The following is an 11400-nucleotide window of genomic DNA, read 5'->3' as shown; positions in this document are numbered from 1 at the left end:
CTAGCTAGTTTAACGATAATTGAGGTTATTGTTATAAATAGTCTTTTTGTGCAGACATTATTAAATTTAAACTTAGAAAAGCATATTTAAATTTTGTTTTATTGATTTAAAAAAGTGTTTTTCAACAGGGATTTTCGCAATTTGAGAACGATATACTTTTAAAACGACAATAACTTGCCAAAATCCAACCCATAAAACGGTGAATTTGACAAGTTAATGGAAATTTTTTGTGTTCTAGTTTTGTAATTTTACGTCAGTACTTTCAAAAATTTTATCAGCAGATGAAGCCACAAATCCTTGGTACAAATTACCGTCAGGCATTATATAACGCAAAGCAAATTCATAATAGCAGGATGGGATTTCAAAAGAACCTTCTTCAAAGTTGATGGTATATAAATCGGCCAAAGTGCTGGACTGTTCCAATAACTGCTCAGGAGTTCCTTTAATTTTTCCGCCGGAAGCATTCAATTTCCATCCGTTTTCTTCCAAGAAATTGTTCAGTTCTTCCAGTTTTTCAAAATGGTTTAATGCATTGACATTAATTGTAAAGTGATTTGCACGGAAACCATAAACATACATCCAAGCAGCATATTCCGATTCTTCTAATAATGCTTTGTAAATCTCTTGTGAATTGGATTTCCAAACCACGCCGTTTAATACTAATTCTGGATGCATAAAATCGTTTTGGTTGCAATTGTCCAAGATAGTTTTTACAGTTTCTTGTAAGCTTGAAGAACATTTTTCCAACTCTAATTCGGAGATGAAAATTCTAGGTGCATTAGTATCTGTTGTATGTTCATAATGTTGAGCATACAGTTTTTTGGATTCAAAAACATATTCACCACGGGCTTCATAGCCAACGGCCAAAAATGGTTTTTCCAATACAGTAATGTTGATTCTTGGGTCATTGAAAGTACGAATCGCAATGTGATCGTTTTGAATCATCTCTCCTTTTTCTTCCAGTAAAGTATGTATTTTTTTAGCAGATGGGGTTATTGAAGCATATTGTTCCCATAATTTCGAAAGCAGTTGATTTTTGTCCATTTCTGTTTGTGTTTTGAATTGTAAGAATGACACAAAACTATATAGAAATCTGTTGAACTAACACATTTGTGTTTCGATTATTTATAAATCAATATTTTTGAATAATAATTATGTAATTTTGACAGTTTTAAAAGCGTTTTCTGCTTTAGAATTGTCAATGTTATATTTTGAACCAAACAGTCAAGTGATGTTAAACTCCAAAAACAATGAAAATACTGATTATTTAGACCAAGAAATAATCAGAAAGCTGAGTGAGAATGGCAGAATTCCTTATTCTGAATTGGCAAAAGAATTGAAAGTATCGAATTCTTTGGTGCATTTGCGTGTAAAAAAATTACAGGAATCGGGTGTGATTGCAGGCTTTTCGGTAAAATTGAATGCCAAAGCAAATGGTTTTGAAACGATTACCTACACTGGAATTACCACCAAAGAAGCCCGTTTTGCTTATTCGATAGCCGAGCAATTAAAACTGATTCCAGAAATTGTAGAATGCCATTGGGTTTCTGGGAAATATGCTTTGTTTATCAAGATCGTTGCCGCCAATAACGAAGAACTGCGTAAAATAATCTACGAACAGATACATATTATAGAAGGAGTGGGAGGAACGGATTCGTTTATTTCTTTCGGGTCTGCTTTTGAGAAAAACTTGCCGATACAGTAATAACCGCAAAGGCACAAAGTCGCAAAATAAAGTCCTGAAATTTTTCTTTGCGACTTTGTGCCTTTGCGGTTGAAAATTGTGTTAGTGGTCAATTAAACCTCAAATCCCAATTTCTCTCTAACTCTTGCTAAAACTCCATTAGCAACAATACTTGCTTTTTTTGCCCCTTTTTTCAATAAAGCATCTACCTCTGGAAGATTGTTGATATAGTAATTGTATTTTTCTCTTTCGGTTTTAAATTTTTCCAAAATCAATTCAAACAAAGCTTGTTTGGCATGTCCGTATCCGTAATTGCCTCCTAAATAGTTAGCTCTCATCGCTTCAATTTGGTTTTCGTCAGCCAACAGTTTATAAAGAGTAAAACAATTGCAGGTATCTGGGTTTTTTGGTTCTTCAAGAGGTGTGCTGTCGGTTTCAATACTCATGATCTGTTTGCGCAATGCTTTATCATCCAAGAAAATATTGATGTAATTATTGGCTGATTTACTCATTTTTCCGCCATTTGTTCCAGGAATCAGCATGCTGTCTTCTTGAATTTTGGCTTCTGGAATGACAAAGGTTTCTCCCATTTGGTGGTTGAAACGGGAAGCTACGTCACGGGTAATTTCTAAATGCTGCAATTGATCTTTTCCTACTGGAACAAATTGGGCATCATATAATAAAATATCTGCAGCCATAAGCATTGGATATGAAAACAATCCAGCATTAACATCTTCCAAACGATCGGATTTGTCTTTGAATGAATGTGCCAATGTTAAACGTTGAAACGGGAAGAAACAGCTTAAATACCATGACAGTTCCGCCGTTTGTGCCACATCAGACTGGCGGTAGAAAACTACTTTTTCGATATCCAAACCGCAAGCCAACCAAGCGCAGGCAGTGCTGTAAGTGTTGTCTCTTAAAGTTTCGCCGTTTTTGATTTGGGTAATCGAATGCAAATCGGCTATAAAAAGAAAAGATTCGTTTTCTGGTTTATTAGATAGTTCGATCGCAGGTATAATTGCGCCTAATAAGTTACCCAAATGCGGAGTACCCGTACTTTGAACGCCTGTAAGTATTTTTGCCATTTTTATTTTTTTAAATCTTGTATGATTATGATGAAGTAAGTTATTTTTTTCGCAAAGTTAATTCTTTTGCTAAATTTTCCACAAGTTTGCCTATTTTTGGCTTTAAGAAATGAGCATAATTTTAAATTAGTCGCAAAACTATTGTTGATTTGCTTATTAGATTTGACCATTTAGAACAATTAGTATCAACAAATGAAAAGTATAAAAAAAATATTGTGGACTGTTTGGAGAGTTTGGTTTTATGTGGTAATGCTCATTCCCATCCTAATTATGCTTCCCTTCTTGGTGATTTCGATATTGACGGAAAGCGGCTATCCTTATTTTTTTAAAATGTCCCGTATCTGGGCAAAATGTGTTCTTCTTGGAATGGGCTTTTATTACAAAGTTGAAAAAGTTCAAAAATTAGACCGAAAAAAAAGCTACATGTTTGTTGCCAATCATACTTCTATGTCAGATATTATGCTGATGCTTTCTGTCGTAGATAATCCTTTTGTTTTTGTTGGGAAAATGTCGCTGGCAAAAATTCCCTTATTTGGTTTTTTCTACAAGAGAACAAGTATTCTTGTGGACAGAAGTTGTTCCAAAAGCAGAATGGAAGTTTTTAATGAAGCACAAAAAAGAATAGACCGCGGCCTTAGTATCTGTATTTTTCCTGAAGGAGGTGTTCCTCATGATGAGACTCTTATATTAGATGCTTTTAAAGACGGAGCCTTTCGTTTGGCAGCCGAACATCATTTGCCAATAGTGCCTCTTGTTTTTCCTGACAATAAAAAAAGATTGTCTTATACCTTTTATAGTGGAAGTCCTGGATTGATGCGAGCAAAAATGTTGTCTCCTGTAGAAACTGTTTCTGCAGCTGGCGAACCAATCGACCGAAAAGAACTGCGTGAACAGGTTCGTAATTTAATATTGAATGAATTAATGGAGTTTCAAAAAAAGGACAGTGTAAAATAGTAATTGGTTTTACACTAACTTTTAAACCATTAAGAAAATAAGTTTCATTTAGAAAAAACATAACTTAGTGTCTTAATGGTTCAAATTTTATTTGAATTCTTGATATAAAAAAAGACCGTCTCGTTTTTTGGAATGAGACGGTCTTCTATGTTTTATGCTTCTGCTAATTCCTTAATGTGACTTTTGATTTTCACTTCCAGTTCATCTGCCAATTCTGGATTGTCTTTAATCAAAGATTTTACAGCATCACGTCCTTGTCCAAGTTTGGTTTCACCATAACTGAACCAAGAACCCGCTTTTTTGATAATTTCAAATTCTACGGCAAGATCTAATATCTCTCCAGTTTTCGAAATTCCTTCACCATACATGATGTCAAATTCAGCAACTTTAAATGGCGGTGCTACTTTGTTTTTAACGACTTTTACTTTAGTTCGGTTACCTAATACATTTTCGCCATCTTTAATTTGAGTAGAACGACGAATATCCAAACGTACCGAAGCGTAAAATTTCAAGGCATTTCCTCCAGTAGTCGTTTCAGGATTTCCAAACATTACTCCAATTTTCTCTCTCAGCTGGTTGATGAAAAACACAGTGCAATTAGTTTTGCTGATCGTTCCTGTTAATTTACGCAAAGCTTGAGACATTAATCGTGCATGAAGACCCATTTTAGAATCTCCCATTTCACCTTCAATTTCACTTTTTGGCGTCAAAGCGGCAACCGAGTCAATAACCACAATATCTATTGCTCCAGAACGAATTAAGTTCTCAGCAATTTCCAAAGCTTGCTCTCCGTTATCCGGTTGTGAAATGATCAGGTTTTCGATATCAACACCTAATTTTTCAGCATAGTTTCTGTCAAAAGCATGCTCCGCATCTATAAAAGCGGCAATACCTCCAGCTTTTTGCGCTTCGGCAATTGCGTGTAAAGTCAAAGTCGTTTTACCAGATGATTCCGGTCCGTATATCTCAATAATTCTTCCTCTTGGATAACCTCCAACTCCCAAAGCTAAATCAACTCCCAATGAACCAGATGAAATTGTTTCTACTTCCACAATGGCTTTATCGCCCATTTTCATTACAGTTCCTTTTCCGTAGGTTTTGTCTAATTTGTCAAGAGTAAGCTGTAAGGCTTTTAACTTTGCTTCTTTTTCTGAACTGACTTTTTCTGAACCAACTTTTTCTTTCATTTTCTTCTGTTTTATATGATTTACCAAGTTTTGTAATTAAATATTTGGTGTAGATTTTATTTAATGCTCGTAAAAATACTTCTTTTTTTTGAAGTCACAATAGGCGACTTTTTAACAAAATAGTATTTACTCAGTCAGTTCGCCATAGCTCGTGTGGGAGTGCCACCATCCAGATAAAAGGGCTGCTTTTCTTTGCGCATATTCGCACTTTCATCTGGAGGCTGTCGGGCTGTACGCTTTGCAGTGGCTGATTGCTTCCATCCCTCATGCGAAAAGGCTTTCAGATTATAAACAGCATTATTTTTAACTCCAGTTTAATAGTATAGATGTACTTTTTCTAAATTTTGATTTAATTTGGAGACAATCTAAAATTTCTAAACAAATAACGCTTTTAGTTCCGTTGCATCATGCGGGTTCATTTTTCCTGCCAATACTAAACTCAATTGCTTTCTTCTCAAAGCAGCATCGAAGCGCAGTTTTTCTAATTCCGTTTCAGGCTCGATTGGCGGAACTTCAACAGGTCTTCCGGTATCATCAACAGCTACGAAAGTGTAGATCGCTTCATTGGCTTTAGTCCTGTTTCCAGACTGACGGTCTTCGACCCAAACGTCCAAATAAATTTCCATCGAACTCTTAAAAGCTCTAGATACTTTTGCTTCTATAATTACGACACTTCCAAGCGGAATAGATTTGTTGAAAGCAACATGATTTACAGATGCGGTTACTCCTATACGGCGTGAATGTCTTCCCGCGGCAATACTCGCTGCACGATCCATTCTGGCCAATAGTTCCCCTCCAAATAAGTTATTCAAAGGATTGGTTTCGCTCGGTAAAACCAAATCGGTCAATATAGTTAAGGATTCTGAAGGGTGTTTTGCCGTCATATTTTGTATTAGATAATTAGTAATGTTTTAATTTATTATTGTATTTCTCTTTTTTGAGTTATTGTTTTGACATTCGCATTAATATTGCCATTTCCATTGATTTTTTAGTTAAGCCAATACACCGCCATTACCGATGGGATAAAATACAGAACAATGGTTCTGGCGCCATCATAATCTTTTGCCAATCGCTGTCCAAAAAGCAGCATGATAAGAGTTATGCTGGAAAAAATGGCTCCATATAAGCCATATACTCTGCCACTGTTCAAGGCAAGCTCTATGGCTCCTACTGTACATAAGACGCCCGAAATCAATTCTAATATTAGAACATTTAGCAAAGCAAGAGGTACTTGATTCCGTAATGGAGTTTGAGCAAAATGTTCTCTAAGCCAATCTAAGTTATCTTTCCAATGGAATAATTTATCTTGGGATGATTGTAAAAAAGTGATAGCTAAAAAAACTAATAATAAAATTGAAGAAATATTATTCATGGGGTTTTATTTTTTATGAATTAAACGTGTAAGTTTTATAGATAAATCTGTTAAAATTATTTTGGCATTTCCATTGCGTTCGATATGATACATCGCCTCCGATAATTCTTTAAAGATGTCATTAATGTTTTTGCCGTTTATAAAAGGAGCAAAATTCTCGAGTTTAAATTTTTCTACTTTTGTTTCAATGTAAACAAGCTCTTTTGCTTCATAATTGAGCAGTAAAGCCTGACGGAACATTTCAATGCAAAACTGAAGGAACTTCTTTTGGGTCTCTCTTCCTAATGCCGCTATCTGTTCACTCCATTCAATTAAGTCTTGTATGGCTGCCGCGTTTCCTTTAGCTTTAAATGCAGCTCTAACCCAAGTTACAAACCACAGCTCAAAAGGAGAAGCTTCATCATCAGTATTTAATAAATGGAGAGCTTTATTATAATTTCCTTGTGCCTGATGAGCAATTTTCAAGGCAGTTTTAGGTTCTATTTGTTCTTTTACAATAAGGGCATCAGCTATTGTCTTTTCGCTTAATCCGTTAAAATGTGTAATCTGACATCGTGACCGAATTGTTTGGATGATGTCTTCCTCGTTTTCTGAAATAAGAATAAATACCGTTTTTTCTGGTGGCTCTTCAAGCAGTTTTAGAAGCTTGTTGGATGCAGCGACATTCATTTTATCGGCCATCCAAATAATCATAATTTTATGACCGCCTTCATATGATTTTAAAGAGAGGGATTTTAAAATTTCTTGAGCATCGTCTACACGAATTTCACCTTGTTTATTCTGCACTCCCAATTTGGCATACCAATCAAATAAACCTCCGTAAGGTTTTTCTAAAATAAATTGTCTCCAGTCAGAAATGAAATCGATGCTTTTTGGTTTTTGTTTTACCTCTTCAGTTGTTACTGTCGGATATATAAAATGTAAATCAGGATGGGAAATTTTTTCAAATTTAAGCATGCAGGATTCGTTTGGATTTTGTTGGGAATTACACAAAACATATTGTGCATAAGCAACCGCCATTGGTAAAGTCCCGCTTCCTTCCGGTCCCACAAATAATTGAGCATGAGGGATTCTGCCTAAATCGACACTTTTTGTTAAGTGATTTTTAATGTATTCCTGTCCTAAAATTTTTGAGAATTGCATGTGGCAAAGATATAAGAAAATGATAGTTTCGAAAATTTTCTATTATAAACTTTAAAGCTCCATTTATTTAATAGAGTCTGTTTTAAATATTTTATTATTGACAGCATTGTCTAAATGTTTTTTCAACCATTGTCTGTTAATAACTTTTGTATTACTTGTGTCTGCAACTATTATTTTTGAGTTTAGTCCGGTATGTTTAACAGGTAAAAACTTTCTTTTTGCGTTAAATTTTACTATTTATATATTTTTTTAATATGCAATTAATTTCGATAAAGTGCTGATTATATAGGATATAATGTAAAAAAACAGGTAATTTTACATTAAAGTGTTCTATATTTTATTTTCTAGAACTTGCAAATTCAATTTAATTGTATATTTTTGTTTTATTAATTAAAAAACCAAGATATGAAAGGGAAAGTTATTTTTTTCAGTATTTTTATGTTAGCATTAAGCTCATCAAAATGTATTGCACAGGCGAAACCTAATATGCCGCAGAGTATTATTAGTACAAGTGCATCGATTCGTACTTACAATGATGATAAAACATTGAAAGCTATGTCAAAAGGAGAATTGGTAGAATTATACATCGAGCGCATGAAGGTGATTGTAAGAATACTGCCTAAAATTGGATTGGCGACTAAGCCAGGTGTAACTATGACAGATTTAGGTATTCCTGATACAGCTGATAATAAAAAAGCTCTGGATTTGGACAAAGAAGCAACTCAAACATATTTAGATATTTCAGTTGATTATCTAAGAAAAATGTTGCCTTTTTGTGATAAAGGGCAGCTTGTAGGTGCTATTTTGTTTTATGAGCAGACATTAAAGTCATTACGTGAGTTAGAAGCTCAATAAAAATATATTTTTAGAAAATTAATCTTTTCTAAGTTCGATCTTAAACTCTTTATGAGTAATGAAATCTCTCCTACAGAGAAAAATATTAATAGCCCCAAGCTTATGAAAACTAAATTTTTACTTATTTGGGTTTTTTTTGCAGTTGTTAGCAATGTAAGTGCTCAACAAGAAAAAGGAATTTTTGGACCAAGCAATTGGTTAAATAATTGGACTGAGTTCAAACCAGCTAAAGCTGATTATGGTGAGGCAACACAAATCCTCGCTGGTAATATCACCGTAAATACAAGATTAACAAAGAAGGATGTATACATTATCCAAGGTAATGTATATGTTACTAATAATGCTGTACTTACTATCGATCCAGGAACTATAATTATTGGAGATTCTGATTCAAGAGGCACTTTAATAATAACTAAAGGTGCTCAAATTGTTGCAGAAGGTTTAGAAACTGATCCTATAGTTTTTACATCTAATAAAACTACTAAAAAAGCTGGGGACTGGGGAGGTATCGTAATTCTTGGTGATGCTCCTATTAATAAATTTGGGCTTTATTCTTCTGTTAATTATGATGATTTAGATCCTGCATTGACAACTTATGGTGGCAGTAATGTTGCAAGTTCGTCTGGCGTATTGAGATTTGTCAGAGTAGAGTATGCAGGAAAAAAGGCTAGAGGAGCTGATAATTTTGATGCGATTTTACTTGGTGGGATTGGAAATAAAACGATCTTAGAAAACATTATGGTAAGTTATGCTGCTGGTGAAGCTTTTGAGGTACTAGGCGGTGAACCTGTAATGAGCAAAATTGTTTCATACAGATGTAACGGAATTGATTTCAAATTTACATTAGGAACACAGGCTAAAATTGATAATTCGTTAGCAATTAGGTCTTCTTATGTAAGTAATAGCAGTGGCTCCCGTTGTTTAGATATTTCTTCTTATGTAAAAAAAGAGGATATGGATTTTACTAAAAAGCAAACATCGGTAACTGCAACGAATCTTACTTTAGCAAATGATAGTGATGATATTGATACAGATGTCAAAGCAGGATTGGTAAAAGAAGCAGTTTTAGTAGCAGAGAACACTACATTGGTTTTAAGAAAAAGCGTAATATCTGGTTTCAAGCCAGCTGTAATATTGGATTCCAAAATCGATATTAATAATAAAAATCTTCAAAGGATTAGAATTGAAGAAATGTATTTTAATTTTTGCAGCGGAAATATATTTTCAGCAGGTTCTTTAAATAATGAAGATTTGGAAAGTTATTATGGAACTAATGTTTTCTTTAATTTGTATTCGAAAACTTCTAATATTGAAACATTCAATGATTTTGCAAATCCTAGAAGACCTGATTTTAGACTCGCTCTTACTAAGTTTACCGCTTCTACAAAATAAAAAACAAACTTTTATATTAAATATAATAAAATGAAAGTTAGACCTTAAGAATTACAGGTTTAGCTTTCATTTTATTACTTAAATAAATCATTTCAATTGTTTTGAAAATTCTATTATTATTATATAGAATGAACAAATTGGTTGAATTCTTTATGAACGAGTAGAAATTGGATTTTATCCCCAATGAAATGCAATAAATATCGACCTATGAATAGAAAACCTACTTTTTTATTTTCTTCTTGTACATTTTTGTTTTTTTTAATGTTGTTGGTTCTTCCTTCAACACTGGGGTTATTTGCACAAACAATTACACCTCAAAAATTACCGTTTGATAAAATTTGTGCAGGAGGTCCTCATCCTACAGATCCGAATCAAGTATTTAATGAATATCAGGCGCAATTCAAAATTTTAGATTTTGATCCGAGTGCTACTTTTGTTGTTGAGTTATCAGATCCAACAGGTTTATTTGTAACCCCTACAGCTACAATTCCCTTGGGACCTTTAACCGATACCCCTCCTGATACTTCAACAGAAAAAACATTAAGATTTGCCATACCTACTGATATTGTTGGTTCAGATAAATATCAATTGAGGGTTAAATGCACTACCACTGGTCAGACAAGTGGTAGTTTTACAATTTTTGGCACACCTAGCACTAAATCTTTTCCTGCTTATTTTAAGTCTTACAATAAATCGTTCTTTATCAATGAAAAAAAACCTTTGGTTAGTTTTTGTAGTGGTAATAGCGTAACATTAGCTGTATACAATCCAACTCCATCTGATGCAAATTCTTCTCCGGCTAATTTTCCGAAATTGAAGTACTATTGGTATAAAGATGATGTTTTAATTGCTGGTGAATCATCTAGTTCATTAGTGATAAATACTCCAGGAGTTTATTATGCAAAGTTGAATTATGGTCCTTGTACCGAAGATAGTTTTAGTTCACAAACAGTTACTGCAACGAGCTTTTCAGGTAGTGGCGGCGGAGCTATAATTACTTCAAGTTTAGGTAATCCTTTTTGTCCAGGTTCTGAAAACACTACTTTAACTGCTCCTGCTGGCAATTCTTATATTTGGAGAAAAGATGGTAATGTTATTAGCGGTGCTACTGCTCAAACATATCTCACAAATGTTCCAGGAACATATACTTGTAATGTTGATTTTGGCAGTTGTAGTGCAACTGCGACAATTGATTTGAAAAATACCGCTACCATTAGCTCTAATGGGAATATTGTTGCTGAAGATGTGACATTGCCTTTTGAACAGGGTAATACATTAACAGTGACAAGTACAACTAATGTTTCAAATCCGACTTATCAATGGTATTTCAATAATAGTCCTGTTGCAAGTGCTACGCAAAGTGCTTTGGATATAACTCTTGCCGGAAATTATAAAGTGATTATTTCCGGTTGTGCGTTTTCATTTAAAGTAAAATACAGTACTGTAATAAATTATAATGTACCTAAAATTCCTAATATCATTACACCGAATAACGACGGCACTAATGATTCTTGGATTATTCCAGACATATATAGCAATACAAATACCCATGTAACAATTTTAAGTTCTTTGGGTGAAATCGTCTTCGAAACTGATAACTACGATAATTATAATGGATGGCCACAATCCAATATTGAATTCAAAAATTTCAACCCTATTTACTATTATATAATTGCTCCAAATGGCGAATCAGCCAAAAAAGGTTCGATAACTCTTCTGAAATAA

Annotated in this window: 11 protein-coding genes; 5 read left to right on the top strand and 6 right to left on the bottom strand. The window is 33.9% G+C overall.

The window, feature by feature from the left end; all coding sequences use genetic code 11:
- Positions 1-234: 234 nt before the first annotated feature.
- Entirely contained in the window at positions 235-1044 is an 810-nt protein-coding gene (locus tag CLU83_RS16595; protein WP_100432630.1) for a DUF1338 domain-containing protein, read from the bottom strand.
- Positions 1045-1141: 97 nt separating this feature from the next.
- On the opposite strand from CLU83_RS16595, the gene CLU83_RS16590 reads away from it, so the two are divergent.
- Entirely contained in the window at positions 1142-1705 is a 564-nt protein-coding gene (locus CLU83_RS16590) for an Lrp/AsnC family transcriptional regulator (RefSeq protein WP_232727149.1), read from the top strand.
- Between the two features lie 92 nt (positions 1706-1797).
- Here CLU83_RS16590 and trpS read toward each other — a convergent pair whose 3' ends face one another.
- Complete coding sequence (gene trpS / locus CLU83_RS16585) at positions 1798-2772, bottom strand: tryptophan--tRNA ligase (protein WP_100432629.1); 975 nt, start codon at positions 2770-2772, stop codon at positions 1798-1800.
- Between the two features lie 192 nt (positions 2773-2964).
- Between trpS and CLU83_RS16580 the strand changes: the two genes are divergently transcribed.
- Complete coding sequence (locus CLU83_RS16580; RefSeq protein ID WP_100432628.1) at positions 2965-3726, top strand: 1-acyl-sn-glycerol-3-phosphate acyltransferase; 762 nt, start codon at positions 2965-2967, stop codon at positions 3724-3726.
- 152 nt (positions 3727-3878) lie between these two features.
- Here the strand turns inward: CLU83_RS16580 and recA are convergent, their stop codons facing one another.
- From recA to CLU83_RS16560, 4 genes are all read right to left on the bottom strand, one after another.
- The gene (gene recA / locus CLU83_RS16575) at positions 3879-4913 is read right to left on the bottom strand and encodes a recombinase RecA (protein WP_100432627.1); all 1035 of its coding nucleotides are present in this window, start codon (positions 4911-4913) and stop codon (positions 3879-3881) included.
- A gap of 374 nt (positions 4914-5287) precedes the next feature.
- Positions 5288-5797: an acyl-CoA thioesterase gene (locus CLU83_RS16570; protein WP_100432626.1), complete on the bottom strand. Its 510-nt coding sequence runs from the start codon at positions 5795-5797 to the stop codon at positions 5288-5290.
- A gap of 104 nt (positions 5798-5901) precedes the next feature.
- Positions 5902-6285, bottom strand: coding sequence for a DoxX family protein (locus CLU83_RS16565; protein ID WP_100432625.1), 384 nt, complete (start codon positions 6283-6285; stop codon positions 5902-5904).
- Between the two features lie 6 nt (positions 6286-6291).
- Complete coding sequence (locus CLU83_RS16560; RefSeq protein WP_100432624.1) at positions 6292-7428, bottom strand: hypothetical protein; 1137 nt, start codon at positions 7426-7428, stop codon at positions 6292-6294.
- 405 nt (positions 7429-7833) lie between these two features.
- Here CLU83_RS16560 and CLU83_RS16555 point away from each other — a divergent pair, with 405 nt between their 5' ends.
- The 3 genes from CLU83_RS16555 to CLU83_RS16545 all read left to right on the top strand — a co-directional run bounded on the left by CLU83_RS16555 (position 7834) and on the right by CLU83_RS16545 (position 11400).
- On the top strand, positions 7834-8283 hold the full coding sequence (locus CLU83_RS16555) for a hypothetical protein (RefSeq protein ID WP_100432623.1): 450 nt from the start codon (positions 7834-7836) through the stop codon (positions 8281-8283).
- 102 nt (positions 8284-8385) lie between these two features.
- Positions 8386-9675, top strand: a complete 1290-nt coding sequence (locus tag CLU83_RS16550) for a hypothetical protein (protein WP_100433783.1) — start codon at positions 8386-8388, stop codon at positions 9673-9675.
- Positions 9676-9882: 207 nt separating this feature from the next.
- Positions 9883-11400 (top strand): gliding motility-associated C-terminal domain-containing protein, encoded by a 1518-nt coding sequence (locus tag CLU83_RS16545; protein WP_157802128.1) that lies wholly within the window; start codon positions 9883-9885, stop codon positions 11398-11400.

The sequence above is a fragment of the Flavobacterium sp. 1 genome (genome assembly GCF_002797935.1).
Taxonomy (GTDB): domain Bacteria; phylum Bacteroidota; class Bacteroidia; order Flavobacteriales; family Flavobacteriaceae; genus Flavobacterium.
Note: the sequence above shows the minus strand (reverse complement) of the source record. Positions and strands in the feature narration are given on the sequence as shown.